Here is a 16,512-nt window from a genome sequence, read left to right as displayed (position 1 = left end):
ATTAGCGCTTCTCGAACCGGAGATCTTCGAAGTCGAAGCTAAAGTCTGCCGCTGGATCTATCGGTTCCATCACCATACCTTGAATATCGCCGGCCATTGTCGTGGTGAAGCGCACATAAGCATCGGCATGATGGGTACGATCGTCCCAACGCACCACATAAGTATTGCCTTTCATGTGCTCCATGGTGCCCACTAAGCGCTCTGAGCGATGAGAGCGCCAGCGCAACTGACCGTCTTGCCAACTGACCGTGGCTTTGCCAAACCAAGGGTCAAGATAGTCGCCGCTTACCTGTACAGCTTGCTCAGCAGTCACTGCTTGGGTTTCAGGTTCTTTAAAGGTTTCAGCGCGATAGGCGTTGGCTTGCGCCCGCCACTCTTGCACCGCCGCAACCCAATCGCGTTCTTCTGCACCGGTGTACGGCTTGATCAAAGTCTGCATGAGCGCGGTACGCGCATCGCCATTCGCTTTGTTCATCAACACTAAATAACCCGTATCAAGTTCGGGGAAGAACGAAAGGTATGCATTCATACCATGCAAGGTGCCGGTATGGTGAATACGTAGCAGTCCGTCTACGTCATGCATGCGCCAACCTAAGCCATAGGCAGCAAAATGCGTGTTGTCCCATTCGTACGCACGTGAGCCCACGTTCATCAGCGTTTGTGGTTTCCACATTTCCGCGTGTTGCGCTGCGCTGATTAATTGCTGGGTGCTGCCATCTGCCGCAGTGTAGCTACCTCGGTTGATGTGCATTTTCATCCATTTGGTCATGGCGCGTAAGCTACAGCGAATACCACCGGCCGGCGCTGAGGGTAGATATTCCTCAGCGAAATCGCGGCGCACAACGGTCGGTGTACCATCAATGGTCCCGTGTGGCTGAGCAATGAATTCTTTGTATTCTTCAGGCACTGGGCCCGCGAAGCAGTATTCCATGCCTAACGGACGCATTAATTGCTCTTCGACAAAGGTTTCCCAACGCTGACCACTGACGCGCTCAGTCAGTTCACCAGCGAGCACATACAGAATGTTGTCGTAGGCATAGCGTGAACGGAATCCACCTTCCATGGGTAGATACTGCAAGCCGCTAAGGATATCGGCACGGGTAAAGTCATTCGGCGTTGGCCAGAACATCAAATCACCAGCACCTAAATTCAAGCCGCTGCTGTGAATAAGTAAGTCACGAACCCTGAATTCACGCGTGACCCACGGATCTTGGGTACGAAACTCTGGAATGTGGTCGATGACGCGATCGTCCCAATTAAGCTTGCCTTGGTCGACCAGTAGCGCAAGCGCTGCGGTGGTAAAGTTTTTGGTCACCGAGGCGATTTTGAACAAGGTTTTATCGCTGACTGCGACCGACTCACCATACTCTTGCACGCCATAGGCTTCAGCAAAAGTAACTTCTTCGCCTTCAACAATGCCAATCACGACACCCGGGATAGCGTATTCATCCATGACTCGCGCCACGGTACTGTCGATTTTTTCGCTACTTATTTTGCTAGGTTCGGCTTGCACTGCTGTGCAGCTTAGCGACAAACCAGCGAATGCAAGAACCAAAGGTTTTACAGCAGTTTTCATAGTAAACAACGACATAGTTTTAAAACCCTTAAATCATGATGAGACTGGCAATCACATAGAGCGCCAATGAGATAACGCCACCGAACAACGCGTAAGGTAATTGGGTACGAACGTGTTCGAGTAAATCACAGCCCGATGCGAGAGCCGAAACCGCGGTGGTGTCAGAAATCGGTGAGCAATGGTCACCAAAGACACCGCCGCCAAGCACGGCGGCAAGTAGTAATGGTGCGGGTAGATCAAGCGCGATAATCATTGGCGCGGCAATCGGGATCAGAATCGCGAAGGTTCCCCACGAAGTACCCGTGGTAAACGAGATGAGTGCGCCGGCAAGGAACAGCATCGGGGCGATTAAGAATAGCGGCAGGAATTCACCGACTAAACCGGCCAAGAAAGTGCCGGTACCCAATTCACGGAGGCTTGCGCCAAGCGCCAGCGATAGCAACACGATACTTACCAAGGGGAGCAGTTCGCTCATGCCCTTAAAGCCGATATCTACCAGCTGCTTGTGGCTATTGCGACGGCTAGTAATCAACATAAAGTAGGCCACTACGCACGCCAAAATGGTCGCGTACAACACCGATTTTGAACCGTCGCCTTGGGTGATATCACCACCACCGGTGCCGAACATAAAGGCGACCATACCAAACACCATGACTGACAATGGCACCAACATGTAACGGGCTTTGCTGTTACTTGGCACATGCTCAGGAATATCTTTGTGTTCGACCGGTTGTTCCTCAACTTTTTTCATTGGCCCGAATACGCGACCACTGATGGCGGTATAAAACACGATAATCAGCGTGACAATGGCGTAAAAATTAAACGGGATAGTGCTCCACAAAGTAGTCACGCTCGAACCTGGCAAGTCTTGTTGGTCGAGCATACCAAGCACGTAGGCGCCCCAGCCATTGAGCAGAATCAGAATACAAATAGGGGCGCTGGTACTGTCAATTAAATAGGCCAGACGGGCGCGACTCATGCCCAATTTTTCAAACAGACCACGCGATAAGATACCGGCCGTGAGCACACTTAAGTTTGATTCGATAAACACGAAAATGCCGGTGAACACTGTCATCAAGCTAGCACTGCGCTTGGTGCGGCCTAGCCCTTTTGCCAGTAGTGCTTCAACGGTAGCGGCGACGCCGCCTGATTCACGAATATAAGCAAGCAGGGACCCAACCAACAAACTAAAAATCAGAATGCGGGTGTTGCCCTCTGAGGCGAATACCGAAATAATGCGTTCAATGGTGGCAACGAATGTATAGACCAGCGGTTCACCGCCTTGCCAAGTAAGAAGGAGTTCTGAAGTTACAATCGCAAGTAATAATGCAACAATGACTTCCTTGCGCCAGAACACCACAATAATGGCGACTAGCGGCGGTAGTACGGACATCCAGCTCATAAATAAGCGACCTTGTTGTTATAGTTAGCTGTGATTTTCGCTGTCCATATTGCCAACCAGTAATAAATTATTCAATATGGAGCTGTAAGTTTCATACTTTATGAACATTCTAACAATAAAAGACAGCGCCTATGTCCTGTTTACTTAAAATCCGCGCGATGCGCGACGATATGTCGCTTATTGAGCGCAAATTGGCAGACTTTATTCTTGAGAACACGCATTTGTTGCGCGATTATTCTTCGCAGCAATTGGCCGACGCTATAGGTGTGAGCCAATCGAGTGTGGTTAAGTTCAGTCAGAAACTCGGCTATCGTGGTTATCCTGACTTGAAGTTTGCCGTTAACGAAGCCGTTGTCTCGGCATCGAATCAGAATCGCGCAACAGCGAGCCACCCTGCGCAAGAGCGTTCCTTAATGGATACTTTTGCTGAGCTGCGTGATGCGCAGTATGCGGTGATGCAAGGGGTCGCGGACATCAATGAGAATGAGAAACTGCAAGCGGCACTTAAACAACTTACCAAAGCCGAAACCATTCAAGTAGCGGGCTTCGGTAAGTCAGCGATTGTTGCCAAAGACTTTGTGTTGCGGTTAATGCAAATCGGTAAAGTCACGTTGAGTAGCACCGACCCAGCGTTGCAAATTCAAATGGCAACCACGCTCGGTGAGGGAAATGTCTTGTTCGCGATCAGCGATGGCGGGCAAAACAGCGATATCGTGAAAATTGTGCGACAAGCCAAAAGCAAAGGTGCCAAAGTCATTTCATTGACCCGCTATGGTAATAATCCAACCAGTATTCTTGCGGATGTAGCGCTATTTTCTTTAGGTGGCGACACTCACGTGCGTACCGATAGCGTATTGATGCAAATGGGCATGCAGCATCTCTGTCATGTGCTTTATGTGCAAATGTGCCAAGCGTTGAAGGTAGATGCACTGATCGAAGAGAGTATGAACTCGCATAATTTGCTAGATACTAAATAAAAACTATTCCCATTTAGGTATTGATCTAATAATGCGAATCGTTATCATTAGCGCACTTTCATTTGAATGCGCAGATAGGATTCGCAATCATGCAAAAATCAGTTTTAAGTATCGCTCTCGCTGCAATTCTTGCCGGCCCTGCAGTCGCGCAAGACACCACCACGCCAGTCAAAGCCGACGAAACCATCAAAATCACCGCAGCCCGCACGGCACAAAGTGCTGGTAGTATTGCCGCTACGGTGACGGTGATTGATGGCGAAGATTTACGTCGCCAGTTAGCCAGCGCCGATACCCTATCGGATGTGCTTGGCAACTTGGTGCCAGCATTTTCGCCGTCACGGCAGAAGTTAAGCAGTGCTGGTGAAACCTTGCGTGGGCGTGAACCGCTGTACTTGATTGATGGCGTGCCGCAGTCCAACCCATTGCGAAATGGCTCACGCGCGGCCTATACCATTGACCCATTAATGATTGAACGCGTTGAAATTATCCACGGTGCGAGTGCCATCCAAGGCATGGGCGCTAGTGGTGGTATCATCAATATCATTACCAAATCAGCTGAAAATGGAGCAGCGCACGAGGTCACAGCAGGCTTTACGGCGCCGACGAGTGAAACCAATGAAGGCTTGAGTTATCGCACCGGTTATTTATTCCGTGGCGCCTCAGGTGATGTTTCCGCGGTTGCCGGGGTGCAACTGCGCAGCACCGGCATGTATGTTGATGGTGATGGCAATTTGATCGGTGTCGATAGTACGCAAGGCGACACTATGGACTCGGAAAGCTATGACGTGTTCGCGAAACTAGGTTATCGCATCGATGATATGCAGCAGCTGGAATTGATGGTGAACCATTTTGATATGGAAGGAAATGGTGATTATTCGTCGCTAGGCGGTGATCGCGCGGCGGGAATCCCCACTATTTCAATTGAAGAACCCACCGCAGGTGACGTGCCACGCAACAAGGTAACGACCGCCACACTGACTTATCGTAACGCCGATGTGTTGGGTGCTGACCTGAACTGGCAGTTGTTCTCGCAAGACTTCTCGGCGCTCTATGGCGGCGGCACTTATGCAACCTTCCAAGATCCGGCGTTTGGCGAGAACTTGTTTGATCAGTCGCGCAACGATTCACAGAAATATGGCTCGCGTCTGACCTTTAATTGGGACAATGTTGCGACAACACCGATTGATCTCACTGGTGGTGTCGATTATCTGCGCGACACCACGTTCCAAGAACTCGCACAAACCGGTCGTAACTGGGTGCCGGAAACCGAATTCAACAATTGGGCGCCGTTTGTGCAAGCGCGTTACCAAGCAAATGGCTTAACCCTCAGCGCTGGCGCACGTTACGAATATGGCAAGCTCAAAGTAGATGACTTCACCACCCTGGCATCATACGGCAGCCAATTTGTTGCCGGAGGAGAACCTTCGTTTAACGAATTGCTGCCAAACTTCGGTGTGGTCTATGCGCTAACAGACGACTGGCGCGCCTTTGTCAGCTATTCCGAAGGCTTTAGCATGCCTGACGTAGGCCGCGTGCTGCGTGGCATCAACCAACCCGACCTAAGTGTTGCGAGCTTCCTCGATTTGCAACCGGTGATTGCTGACAATCAAGAAATCGGTATTGAGTACCGTGACAGTGCACTGCATTTTAGCTTGAGCTATTTTCAGTCTGATTCAGACCTAGGTTCTCGTTTACAAGCAGATGCTGACGGTTTCTACAGTGTGCAACGCGAACGCACTGAAATTGACGGTTATGAACTCAGTGCCAATTATGCGTGGTCGGCGTACACCAGCTTTGGTGTCAACTATGCCAAGACCAACGGCGAGTACGACAGTAACGACGATGGCGTGGTCGATACTGAACTTGGCGGGCGCAATATCGCTCCCGAGCGCGCCAACCTGTATTGGGAACAGCAATGGGGCGCACTGGTGAGTAGCCGCGTGCAATACAATATGCTGTTCGACCGCGATATTTATAGCGGTGCGCAGGCCATCAATAACTTCGATGGTTATCAAACGTTGGATGCACAAGTACTGATCGAGACCATGGATTATGGCCAATTCACGGTGGGCATCGAAAACCTGTTGGACGAGTTCTACTTGACCTACTACGCCCAAACAGTGGGTCCCGATAGCCGTAACTTCGCCGGTCGTGGCCGCACCGTGAGTGTCAACTGGAGCTACTCGTTCTAATGTGGAAACAGTGGTCTGCCCGCATCCATAAATGGTTAGGGCTCACCTTAACTGTGTGGCTAGTGCTCGTCGCATTGACGGGCACTTTGCTATTTTACAAAACCGAATTGCTGCAACTGAGCTATCCTCAGCTCAAGCTGCAGCAAGTGCCTACGGTTGCTCAAGCTGCCACAGTGTACGACCGCTACGAAGCCGGTTACGCTTATCTACCGCGCGCCGATAAACCTTGGATCGAAGTGGTCGATGGCGCTGGCACCATTCATTATTATGACGCCGCGGGTGAACTGCTGCTGGCGCGACCCTTGCTTGGCGATTGGTTGTCGTGGGCGGTAGAATTTCATCACCATTTATTGCTGCACGAACTCGGCAAAGAGCTGCAAGGTATCTTTGGTTTGTTGAGTCTGTTGTTAGTCGTGGCCGGACTCGCTCGCTGGTGGCCGCGGCATTGGAGTTGGCGCTTGTTGACCGTGCGTTGGCAATGGCCAAGTTCGCGCCAGTTCATGGCGACCTTGTGGCAGTTGCACCGCAGTGTGGCGATGATTGCATTGCTACCATTATTGGCGCTACTGCTAACAGGTACCGCTATCATGTATGCCGCAGCGGTCAGCAGCAGTCTCGACCAATGGCTACCTGGGCGTCAAACACTGAATGCTCAACCCTTACCAAAAACTCGCGCGTTGAATTGGCAGCAACGACTCGAATTAGCCGCCAGCTATTGGCCCGATCAAACTACACGTTTACTGTATCTTGCACCTACTGAGGCTGGCGGCTATCGCATGCGTCTACAGCATGACGCTGAGTGGCATCCTAATGGGCGTAGTTATCTTGAGTTTGATGCGGCAGGACAATTACTCAGCGCTGACGATGTGCGCGCTAAGAGCAGGGGTTTTCAGTTGTCGCAAATGATTTATCCGCTGCATATTGCGGCAGTCGGTGGCGTGGCGTGGTTAACCGCATTGATATTGGGCGGCTTGGCCTTGATGCTACTACCCATCACTGGTGTGTGGTTTTGGTGGCGGCGCCGCGCTGCTAGTCGAGGTTAAGCTCTAACTGCAACTGCTCGTCTGGGTCGGGGAGGGCGACGCTCAAGCCCACTAAGCGCACGCTACGCTGACCGCGGCGATCCCAAGCTTCGCGAATTAACTGATAAAACAAGCTCGGTGACACTTTGCGCGCGGTACGCGACACTGTAGTCTGCTGAAAGTCGTTAAACTTCAATTTCACCGTCTGACTTTTAATCAGGGTGTCTTGCCAACGCTGTTGTCCGAGTCGTTTTTGTAATTGTGGTAGCAAGATCTCGTCAAGAAATCGTTCCACTTCGCGTAAATGTTGCAGGTCATGCCGCAGCGTTTCTTCACAGCCAACACTTTTACGCACTCGCTCGGTGACGACCGGTCGTGGGTCTATGCCCTGACAGCGCTGCTGCAATAGCCAGCCTGCTTTATCGCCCAATAACCGTTGCAGCGCAGCAAGTTCTGCCGTTTGAATATCTTTACCGAGGTAGTAGCCGGCATGCTGCAAGCGTTCAAGACTTTTCGGTCCGACCCCGGGAATACGTTTCAGGTTTAACTGGGCAATGTATGCTTCTAATTGATCTGGGGGAACCACAAATTGACCGTCAGGTTTGCGCTCTTCGCTGGCAATCTTCGCCACCATCTTTTGGCAGCTGATCCCTGCAGAAGCTGTGAGTCCAAGCGTACGCAGCTCGCTACGTACGGCTTCCATAGTGAGCGAGGCACTGCCTTGATGCAGCGGGTTGTCAGTCAAATCTAAGTAGAATTCATCAATAGAAGCCGGTTCGACTTGCTCGGTCACTTGCGTGAGCACTTCGAGTACTTTGGTTGACAGCTCGCGGTAATAGCGATGATCGGGTTTGACGAAATGCAATTGCGGACACAAGCGGCGCGCATGGGCACCCGACATGGCGCTGCGCACCCCGAATTGGCGTGCCAGATAATTGGCGGTTGCGACCACGCCGCGTTCACTGCCACCGCCCACAGCAAAGGGCCGATGCCGCAAACTGGAGTCGCGTAAAACCTCGGCGCTGGCAAAAAAGGCATCGAGATCCAAAAGCGCAATTTTACGCGTATTTATTGACAAATCAGCGGACATCATTAGAAATGTTTAACCTTGCACGGATTCTGGCTATAATCGCAACAACTCAGTGAGCGTGCAAGCTCATCTCAATGAAACAGGAGTCCACCGTGAACGTAGTGAAAGTTGTAAAATCTGGTCGTTTCCTCGCCTTTGCCATGGCCTTTGTGGTGGGTAGCGCGGGCGCAACCATGTTGCCACAAGACAGTAGTGAAGATATTGCGAAGCGTATTGCGCCAATTGGCCAAGTGCGTACAGGTGACGCACAAGCAGCCGGTGGTGAAAGTGCCGATGCAGGTGGAGCACGCTCTGGCGAAGCCGTTTATAATCAATTCTGTGCAGCTTGCCACACCGGCGGTGTTTTGGGTGCGCCGAAAATCAACGACGCGGCAGATTGGGAAGATCGTCTTGCGCAGGGAATGGACACTGTGCTGCGTCACGCTATCGAGGGTTACAACGCAATGCCGCCAAAAGGCACTTGCGGTGACTGTAGCGATGACGAAATTCAAGCAGCGATTGATTACATGATCGCTGACATTTAAACGCTCAGTTGACTGATTAGAAAACAAGAAAACCGCTTCGGCGGTTTTTTTGTGCTTGTCTAACTCTTGTCTAGCACCTGTCTAAATGGTGAAAAATCACGCAAAATGCTTTCTTGTAAAGAAATGTAAAGATATAATCGGTTACATGTTTGTTCACAAAAAAACATAAATACAGTATAAAAAATAAACTAAAACAAACTGCTACAGGCCATGACCGATACAGAACAGTCTTCGACATCCGCCGAAATTACGCGACTGCGTAAGGCTGTTGCGCGCCTAAAAACTCTCGCATTAAAGTATCGCGAATCTGAAGTTATCCAAAAAGCACTTTTCCGTATCTCCGAGTTGGCGTCGTCGGCGCGCGATATGCAGGAATTTTACCCGGCACTGCATGGCATTATCGATGAACTCATGATGGCGAAAAACTTTTTCGTCTGTTTGTATGATGACCATTCTGATACCGTCAAATTCGTCTATTTTGTCGACGAATACGACGAAGTGCCTAGCTACGAACAGTTTCCAGCGGATGTGTTGCGCCGGGGCCTTACCGGCTATGTGATGCGCACTGGGCAGCCATTTTTGTTGAATGAGCAAAACTTTAACGAGTTAGTCGCGCGTGGTGAAATTCGTGACTTAGGTGCGCCTCCAGTAGACTGGCTTGGAGTACCGCTGAAAAGCGGAGAGCGGGTGATGGGTGCGATGGTGGTGCAAAGTTACACACCGAATGTCGGCTATACCACCGCCGACAAAGAGCTTTTCACTTTCGTTTCACAGCACATTGTGAATGCTCTTGAGCGGGTGCGGCAACGCGAGTTTATGCTGCAAGAAATCGGTCGGCAAACCGCGAATTTACGCGACACTAACCGCTCGTTAGAGGAACAAATTGCTGAGCGTAAAAGGGCTGAACGAGTTGCATCGGTGTTGTATACCATCTCGGAGTTGACCAACACTTCAGAGAATATGAATACCTTCTTCAAGCAGTTACACCAACAGTTAGGTCAGTTGGTCAACAACGACAACTTCTATGTTGCATTACTCGACGATGACCGCAAGCACATTCGCTTCCCTTATTACGTGGATGAACGTGATGCACAAATGGTGGAGCGTCGGCCGCTCGGCAAAGGGCTGACAGAATTTGTGATTGGTAGTAAAAAGCCCATTTTTATTGACGAGAAAGTGTATGAAAATCTGATCGCCGCCGGTCACGTCAAAGGTCCCGACAAGTGTTATGGCACGCGGCCACGGCAGTGGCTGGGTTCGCCGCTGCTGGTAGATGATGAAGTCATTGGCGTGCTGTCGGTGCAAACCTACAAAGATGAAGTGAATTATAAGCAAGACGATCTTGAGTTGCTCAACTTCGTCTCGCAGCATGTTGCCGTAGCGATTGAGCGCCGTCGCAATGCGGACGAAATTCGTCGCGTAAATGCCTTTCTTGAGAAGAAAGTGGCCGAGCGTACCGAAGAGTTGGTCAACGAAATCGAGCGCCGAAAAAAAATTGAAGAAAAGCTGTTTTTCGATGCGCACCACGATACTTTGACCGGGCTCCCCAACCGTTCTATGTTCACCGAACGCTTGCAACAAGCTTTGAACCAGAAACGTCGCTTCCCGACCCATAATTTTGCTGTGTTGTTTGTCGACTTGGATCGGTTTAAAGATATCAATGATTCACTCGGTCATTCGGCCGGCGACGAATTTTTGCTCGAAGCCAGTCGGCGCATTTGTGAGTGTGTGCGTGACAACGATACCGTCGCGCGGTTAGGCGGTGACGAATTCGTAATCTTATTGAACCTAGTGCGGCATGTGGATGATGCCAAAGATGTTGCCTCGCGGATTATTGAGCAGATGCGTCAGCCGTTTGTTTATGGCGAGTCTGAACATTATTCAGGTGCCAGTGTTGGTATTGCTGAATGTAAGTCACGCAACGATACCGCTGAACGCCTATTGCGTGATGCTGACGCGGCGATGTATCAAGCGAAGAGTATGGGACGCGGTCGTTATGTGGTGTTCGACGAAAGTATTCACAAGGATTTGGTCGCGTCATTGCATCGAGAAACCGAACTACGCCATGCGCAGTTTGATCAAGATTTTATCTTGCAACAATTTGACTTGGTCGCCCTAGAAACCGGGCAACCGCAAGCACGTGAGGTGCTCGTGCGCTGGCAACGTGGTGATCAACTACTCGAAGCACAAAGCTTTTTAAATGTGGCCGAAAAAACCGGAATGATTGTCTCACTCGACCATTGGATGCTGACTCGATGTTGCGATATTGTGCAAGAGCAGCAATTGAAGATCCCAATTTATGTGAGTCTGTCGACCAAACATTTGTTCAAACTAGCCGACGTGAAAGCGCTGCTTGAGATCGTTGAGGATAGCGGTGTGAAGCCGCAACGGCTAGTGTTTGAATTCAGCGAAACCGAACTCAACGACAACTCCAAGCGTCAGTTGACGGCGTTACGGATGCTTGCTGACGCGGGTGTTGGTTTGGCACTCAACGAATTTGGGCGCAGTTCAGGAGCCTTACAATATTTGCTCAATTATCCATTCACGCACGTCAAGCTTGACCGTCGCTTTGTCGCTGAGAGTAGCAAAAGTGAACGTGCTGGAGTGATGGTGCGTAATGTCGTCAACCTTTGCGAAGAGCTCAATATTACCATCGCAGCGGCGGGTATCGATACGCCCGAGCAGCTTGCTGTATTACGTGCGGCGGGTGTGCAGCTTGGCGTGGGAACACAACTTGGCGAGCCGGTGTGGCTACCCTGTAAAGAGCGCCAAGAAGCGATATAAACAGGCTTTATTTCAGTGCATTGCGGAGCATCGCCAGCCCTTGATTGCGCGTTTCTTCTTGTTTTTCTTCGGTCACAGGCGTTTGCCCTTCCCATTCCACATCGTCTTGCGGCAATTCGAATAAAAACCGGCTCGGTTCAGGACGAATCACATCGCCGTACTGGCGACGTTCTTTGGCGATGGTGAAGACACACGAGTGTTGCGCACGGGTAATACCCACGTACGCTAAGCGCCGCTCTTCGTCAACCATATTGTCATCGATACTGCTTTGATGGGGCAGTAACCCTTCTTCCATGCCGACCATAAAGACATGCGGAAACTCGAGTCCTTTCGAGGCATGCAGGGTCATCAGCTGCACCTGATCGCCGACATCTTCTTCTTCGTTACGGGACATCAGGTCACGCAAACAAAGCTTCGCGACCGCTTGCTCAAAGTTCAGTGACTCATGCTCATCGTCACCCTTAATCATTTCGCCCACCCAACGCAACAACTCACTGATGTTTTTATAGCGCATTTCAGCTGCCGCTTGGCTCGGGCTCGACTCATAGAGCCACTCTTCGTAGCCAATTTCTTTGATCAAATGATACAAAGCCGCCATAACATCGCATGGATGTTGGCAACGTTTCGCGGTTTGTGCGACCAGGTGCGTAAATAACTGCACCGACTGGTATTCACGACTGCCCATGCGGGTTTTCAACGCTTGATGTTCGCAGGTGGCGAGCATCGGAATATGCAATTCGTGGGCAAGTTCACCGATGCGTTCAACGGTTTGTGGACCGATACCACGTTTTGGCACATTAATAATACGAATCAATGCACTATCGTCATCGGGGTTCATCAACAGTCGCAGATACGCCATCACGTCTTTGACTTCGGCGCGGGCAAAGAAACTTTGCCCGCCAGTCATGCGATAAGGGATGCGGTTGGTCAACAGTGCTTTTTCAAAGATGCGCGATTGATGATTGCCACGATAGAGCACGGCAAAATGTGAATAGGGTGTACGCTCTAAAAAGCGACGCCGGACGATTTCAGCGACCACGCGCTCAGCCTCGTGTTCTTCGTTGCGACCGTAAATTACCCGCAGTGGCACTCCGTATTCCATTTCCGAGAAGAGTTTCTTTTCGAATACGTGCGGATTGTTTTCAATCAGAATATTGGCGGCCTTGAGAATGCGCCCGTGTGAACGATAATTTTGCTCGAGTTTAATGACTTCCAGCTGTGGAAAGTCTTTTTGCAGGAGCGCCAAGTTTTGCGGTTGTGCTCCACGCCACGAATAAATCGATTGGTCGTCGTCGCCGACTACCGTAAAGCGTGCGCGTTCGCCTACCAGCAGCTTTACGAGCTGATACTGCGAGGTGTTGGTGTCTTGATATTCATCGACCAACAGATACTGAAACTTTTTCTGCCAACGCTCGCGTGCGTGTTCATTACTCGCAAGCAACTGGGTGGGCAACAATATCAGATCATCAAAATCAAGCGCATTGCAGGCGCGCATGTTTTGCTGATAGCGCCGGTAAAATTCGGCGAATTCCTGAGCTTCCGGCGTTTGCGCTTGGTTTAATGCTTGCTCAGGCGTCCACATGGCGTTTTTCCAGTTGCCAATTTGTGCTTGCAGACGCTTGATCAGTTCTTTGTCACCGTCGAGCTCGTCTTCGGTGAGCGCCTTGAGCAGCGCAAAACTGTCTTGGTCGTCAAACAGTGAAAAGCCTGACTTCAAGCCCAACCGCGCAACTTCCTTACGAATGATGTTGAGCCCAAGCGTGTGAAAGGTCGATACCGTGAGGCCGCGGGTATACTCGCGGCCAAGGGTTTGCCCAACACGTTCTTTCATCTCGCGGGCGGCCTTATTGGTAAAGGTGACCGCTGCGATATGGCGTGCTTTGTAATTGCAGCGTCGAATCAGATAGGCAATTTTTTCGGTGATCACCCGCGTTTTGCCGCTGCCCGCGCCGGCAAGTACTAGCACAGGTCCGGCAATGGCTTCGACAGCTTGTTGTTGACGCGGGTTAAGTTTCATTAGGTTCCTAGCTTGCGAGCGAACTGAACAGCAGATTTTAACGTAAACAACTGCTAAGCTAAAAGACAATTCCCCGTTCTACTCAGGAGCCGTTCATGGACGCGAAAAAAATTGAAGAAATTGCTAAGCAAATCAACGACAGTATCCCAGCTGGCGTGAAAGACCTTGCCGGCAACATGGAACAGCGCATCAAACAGATCTTACAACAGCAACTCGCTAAACTTGACGTTGTCACCCACGAGGAGCTCGACGTTCAACAACAGCTGTTGCTGCGCTTACGGCAGCGTGTCGAAGCCCTAGAACAGCAGTTGCAGCAGCTGCAACAACCGGCTAACGACGACAAGTAACCCAAGCGCCCGCAATGTCTGCGGCAAGTAGGATTAACAGCGCAAAACGCATGAGATAGAACGACATCGTCTAGCCCTTCAAGGAAGAAAAGCGTACTCTAGCACAATCAGTATGAACGCGGTAAAACGAGGTGAACGATGGCACAGTGGATGACTGGCGAAGTAGTAGAAAACTACGCATGGAATAATGAATTATTTAGTCTGCGCGTGCGCGTTCCGGAACCTTTTGAATTTATCGCTGGGCAGTTCGTACGCCTCGGTCTGAACGACGGTGAACAACGCTTTCAGCGTGCTTATTCGTTGGTCAATGGCCCGCAAGAGCCGATTCTTGATTTTCTCGTGAATCGTGTCCATGACGGTGAGTTCTCACCGCGTCTGCACGACTTGCGCGCCGGACAAGCGATAGAAGTCAGTCAACCACCCAGTGGTTTTTTCACCTTGAACGAGGTGCCGGAAGGCAAAAGCCTATGGTTGATGGCAACTGGCACCGGCATTGGTCCCTATTTATCGATGCTGAGCACGCGCATCCCTTATGAGCGTTTTGCCCGTATTCATTTGGTTCATGCAGTGCGCTACGGCGCTGACTTAGCTTATCGCGATACCATCCAGCAATGGTGCGACGCCCATCCGCAGCAGTTGCATTATCAACCGATTGTCAGCCGTGAAGACAGCAAAGGCGCACTGCGTGGTCGCATTCCGGCATTGATTGTCAATGGTGAGCTGGAGGCTGCAGTCGACGATACCTTAGACAGTGATGCGCAAGTCATGCTCTGCGGCAACCCCGAAATGATCACTGATGCTAAGCGCGTGCTAGCCGACAAGGGCTTGCCGAAAAACCTACGGCGCAAGCCAGGCAACGTGACGGTAGAGCATTACTGGTAATAGGCTTACCTAAAAGTCAGCCGTGCGGCTGACAGACAAACCTCGCAATCACGCTAGACTTGTTCCCGTTGACCGCAAACTGGCGGTGTCAAAGGAGTGACCATGGGAACAATTCGGATTGCGCGGGTGTTCACGCGTGCACTGTACGGTATGGAAGCACCGTTGGTGACTGTTGAGGTGGGGTTGGCCATGGGTTTGCCAGCGTTCACTGTGGTCGGTATGCCGCAGGCGGGTGTGCGTGAGGCGCGTGACCGAGTGCGTTCGGCGATTCAAGCGAGTGACTTTGATTTTCCGCGCGGCAGTAAAATCACTGTGAATTTAGCGCCCGCAGATTTGCCCAAGCACGGGGCGCGTTATGATCTTGCCATTGCGATTGGAATTCTGGCTGCTGATGGTCAACTTAGTGAGGCTGCGGTGGTTTCCCGCGAATTCTATGGTGAGCTGACGCTGAACGGCGAGCTACGTGATGTCGAGGGCATGCTGCCAGCGCTACTGGCATGTCGCCGTGAAGGGCGTGAGGCGGTGATCCCACTGGATAACCTTGCCGAAGCACAAGTCATTCGCGAGCAACAATGCGTGGTCGGCGAGAGTTTACGAGATGTGGTTGAGCATCTCACAGGACCGCACAAATTACCGTTCGTGCAAGCATTGAAGAGTCATGACTACGTTTATCCAACGGGCGATATTGCCGATGTGATGGGGCAAGAACAGGCCAAACGCGCTCTTTTACTCGCCGCTATGGGCGGGCATCATCTGCTATTTGTTGGTCCGCCGGGAACGGGAAAAACCATGCTGGCCCAGCGCTTACTGGGCTTGTTGCCGCCGCTCAACGACGAGCAAGGTCTTGAAGTTGCCGCGGTGCGCAGTGTGGCAGGCTATGAGCACCGCGCGGCAACGCCGCAAAGCTGGTTGCAGCGCAATCTGCGTGCACCGCATCATTCGTGCTCGGCAGCAGCGTTAGTGGGCGGCGGCTCACCACCGCAACCGGGCGAGATTTCATTAGCGCACAATGCCATTTTGTTTCTTGACGAACTGCCGGAGTTTTCTCGGCATGTGCTTGATTCCTTGCGTGAACCTTTAGAATCTGGGCATGTGACCATTAGTCGTGCCGGCTATCAAGCGCAGTTTCCAGCGCGCTTCCAGTTGGTTTGTGCGTTGAACCCGTCGCCCTGTGGACACTTTGATGGAACCTTGGCTAGTGCGCGTTCGAGTCCGGATCAAATCAACCGCTATTTGGGTAAGCTGTCGGGGCCATTGTTAGATCGTATCGATATGCAGGTCGATGTTCCGCGGCAACCGGAAATACTTAAGCAGCAACAAACTGAAGCGCCGCCAGCACAAACGCCCAAGTTGCGCGAGCAGGTAACGTCTATGCGAGTCTTACAGTGTGAACGTCAGGGGTGCTTGAATGCAGATTTGCAGCCGCATCAATTGGCGACTGTATGCCAGCTACAAAAAAGCGACCACACATTTCTGGTGGCCGCTATTGAGAAGTTCGGCTTGTCGCACCGAGCTTATCATCGCGTGCTGCGCCTAGCACGTACGATTGCCGATGCTGCACAAGCCGAGCAGGTAGGGCGTCAACATCTTGCTGAAGCGTTGAGTTATCGCGCGCTTGATCGCCTATTACAGCAGTTGCGCGAACTCTAGCTAGGGAGCACGTGTCAGCACGATAACCCTGCCTGCTAAGGCAGCAACG

At 51.3% G+C, this 16,512-nt stretch carries 12 protein-coding genes; 8 read left to right on the top strand and 4 right to left on the bottom strand.

Translation table 11 applies throughout. The features are described from left to right. Position 1: 1 nt before the first annotated feature. Positions 2-1,591, bottom strand: coding sequence for a serine hydrolase (locus ACJ8W9_RS08265; protein WP_411360819.1), 1,590 nt, complete (start codon positions 1,589-1,591; stop codon positions 2-4). A 13-nt stretch (positions 1,592-1,604) separates the two neighbouring features. Next, positions 1,605-2,978, bottom strand: coding sequence for a Na+/H+ antiporter NhaC family protein (locus ACJ8W9_RS08260; RefSeq protein WP_411359887.1), 1,374 nt, complete (start codon positions 2,976-2,978; stop codon positions 1,605-1,607). A gap of 131 nt (positions 2,979-3,109) precedes the next feature. On the opposite strand from ACJ8W9_RS08260, the gene ACJ8W9_RS08255 reads away from it, so the two are divergent. From ACJ8W9_RS08255 to ACJ8W9_RS08245, 3 genes are all read left to right on the top strand, one after another. Beyond that, complete coding sequence (locus ACJ8W9_RS08255; protein WP_034733808.1) at positions 3,110-3,955, top strand: MurR/RpiR family transcriptional regulator; 846 nt, start codon at positions 3,110-3,112, stop codon at positions 3,953-3,955. Between the two features lie 89 nt (positions 3,956-4,044). After that, positions 4,045-6,147: a TonB-dependent receptor gene (locus ACJ8W9_RS08250; protein WP_411360818.1), complete on the top strand. Its 2,103-nt coding sequence runs from the start codon at positions 4,045-4,047 to the stop codon at positions 6,145-6,147. Continuing rightward, entirely contained in the window at positions 6,147-7,190 is a 1,044-nt protein-coding gene (locus tag ACJ8W9_RS08245) for a PepSY-associated TM helix domain-containing protein (RefSeq protein WP_411359889.1), read from the top strand. Before ACJ8W9_RS08250 ends, ACJ8W9_RS08245 begins: the two co-directional genes overlap by 1 nt. Here ACJ8W9_RS08245 and dinB read toward each other — a convergent pair. Next, a complete protein-coding gene (gene dinB, locus ACJ8W9_RS08240; protein WP_411360817.1) occupies positions 7,177-8,262 on the bottom strand; it encodes a DNA polymerase IV in 1,086 nt (361 codons plus the stop codon). The genes ACJ8W9_RS08245 and dinB overlap by 14 nt on opposite strands. Before the next feature lie 137 nt (positions 8,263-8,399). Between dinB and ACJ8W9_RS08235 the strand changes: the two genes are divergently transcribed. Beyond that, positions 8,400-8,783 carry a c-type cytochrome gene (locus ACJ8W9_RS08235; RefSeq protein ID WP_411360032.1) on the top strand — a complete coding sequence of 128 codons (384 nt, stop codon included), beginning with the start codon at positions 8,400-8,402 and terminating at the stop codon, positions 8,781-8,783. 210 nt (positions 8,784-8,993) lie between these two features. After that, positions 8,994-11,567, top strand: coding sequence for a diguanylate cyclase domain-containing protein (locus ACJ8W9_RS08230; protein WP_411359892.1), 2,574 nt, complete (start codon positions 8,994-8,996; stop codon positions 11,565-11,567). A 7-nt stretch (positions 11,568-11,574) separates the two neighbouring features. Here the strand turns inward: ACJ8W9_RS08230 and rep are convergent, their stop codons facing one another. Continuing rightward, positions 11,575-13,584, bottom strand: coding sequence for a DNA helicase Rep (gene rep, locus ACJ8W9_RS08225; protein ID WP_411360816.1), 2,010 nt, complete (start codon positions 13,582-13,584; stop codon positions 11,575-11,577). Between the two features lie 95 nt (positions 13,585-13,679). On the opposite strand from rep, the gene ACJ8W9_RS08220 reads away from it, so the two are divergent. The 3 genes from ACJ8W9_RS08220 to ACJ8W9_RS08210 all read left to right on the top strand — a co-directional run bounded on the left by ACJ8W9_RS08220 (position 13,680) and on the right by ACJ8W9_RS08210 (position 16,463). Further along, on the top strand, positions 13,680-13,931 hold the full coding sequence (locus ACJ8W9_RS08220; RefSeq protein ID WP_411359894.1) for an accessory factor UbiK family protein: 252 nt from the start codon (positions 13,680-13,682) through the stop codon (positions 13,929-13,931). 138 nt (positions 13,932-14,069) lie between these two features. Beyond that, positions 14,070-14,813 (top strand): ferredoxin--NADP reductase, encoded by a 744-nt coding sequence (locus ACJ8W9_RS08215; RefSeq protein WP_411359896.1) that lies wholly within the window; start codon positions 14,070-14,072, stop codon positions 14,811-14,813. A 111-nt stretch (positions 14,814-14,924) separates the two neighbouring features. After that, on the top strand, positions 14,925-16,463 hold the full coding sequence (locus tag ACJ8W9_RS08210; protein ID WP_411360034.1) for a YifB family Mg chelatase-like AAA ATPase: 1,539 nt from the start codon (positions 14,925-14,927) through the stop codon (positions 16,461-16,463). Positions 16,464-16,512 lie beyond the last annotated feature (49 nt).

This window comes from Pseudidiomarina salilacus (genome assembly GCF_047323925.1).
GTDB lineage: Bacteria > Pseudomonadota > Gammaproteobacteria > Enterobacterales > Alteromonadaceae > Pseudidiomarina > Pseudidiomarina salilacus.
Note: the sequence above shows the minus strand (reverse complement) of the source record. Positions and strands in the feature narration are given on the sequence as shown.

Bases quoted from the DNA above. Each gene is read 5' to 3' on its own strand.
- ACJ8W9_RS08230 (WP_411359892.1), top strand. From the start codon at position 8,994: ATGACCGATACAGAACAGTCTTCGACATCCGCCGAAATTACGCGACTG.
- ACJ8W9_RS08250 (WP_411360818.1), top strand. From the start codon at position 4,045: ATGCAAAAATCAGTTTTAAGTATCGCTCTCGCTGCAATTCTTGCCGGC.
- ACJ8W9_RS08255 (WP_034733808.1), top strand. From the start codon at position 3,110: ATGTCCTGTTTACTTAAAATCCGCGCGATGCGCGACGATATGTCGCTT.
- ACJ8W9_RS08260 (WP_411359887.1), bottom strand. From the start codon at position 2,978: ATGAGCTGGATGTCCGTACTACCGCCGCTAGTCGCCATTATTGTGGTG.
- dinB (WP_411360817.1), bottom strand. From the start codon at position 8,262: ATGATGTCCGCTGATTTGTCAATAAATACGCGTAAAATTGCGCTTTTG.
- ACJ8W9_RS08265 (WP_411360819.1), bottom strand. From the start codon at position 1,591: ATGTCGTTGTTTACTATGAAAACTGCTGTAAAACCTTTGGTTCTTGCA.
- ACJ8W9_RS08235 (WP_411360032.1), top strand. From the start codon at position 8,400: ATGGCCTTTGTGGTGGGTAGCGCGGGCGCAACCATGTTGCCACAAGAC.
- ACJ8W9_RS08215 (WP_411359896.1), top strand. From the start codon at position 14,070: ATGGCACAGTGGATGACTGGCGAAGTAGTAGAAAACTACGCATGGAAT.
- ACJ8W9_RS08245 (WP_411359889.1), top strand. From the start codon at position 6,147: ATGTGGAAACAGTGGTCTGCCCGCATCCATAAATGGTTAGGGCTCACC.
- rep (WP_411360816.1), bottom strand. From the start codon at position 13,584: ATGAAACTTAACCCGCGTCAACAACAAGCTGTCGAAGCCATTGCCGGA.
- ACJ8W9_RS08220 (WP_411359894.1), top strand. From the start codon at position 13,680: ATGGACGCGAAAAAAATTGAAGAAATTGCTAAGCAAATCAACGACAGT.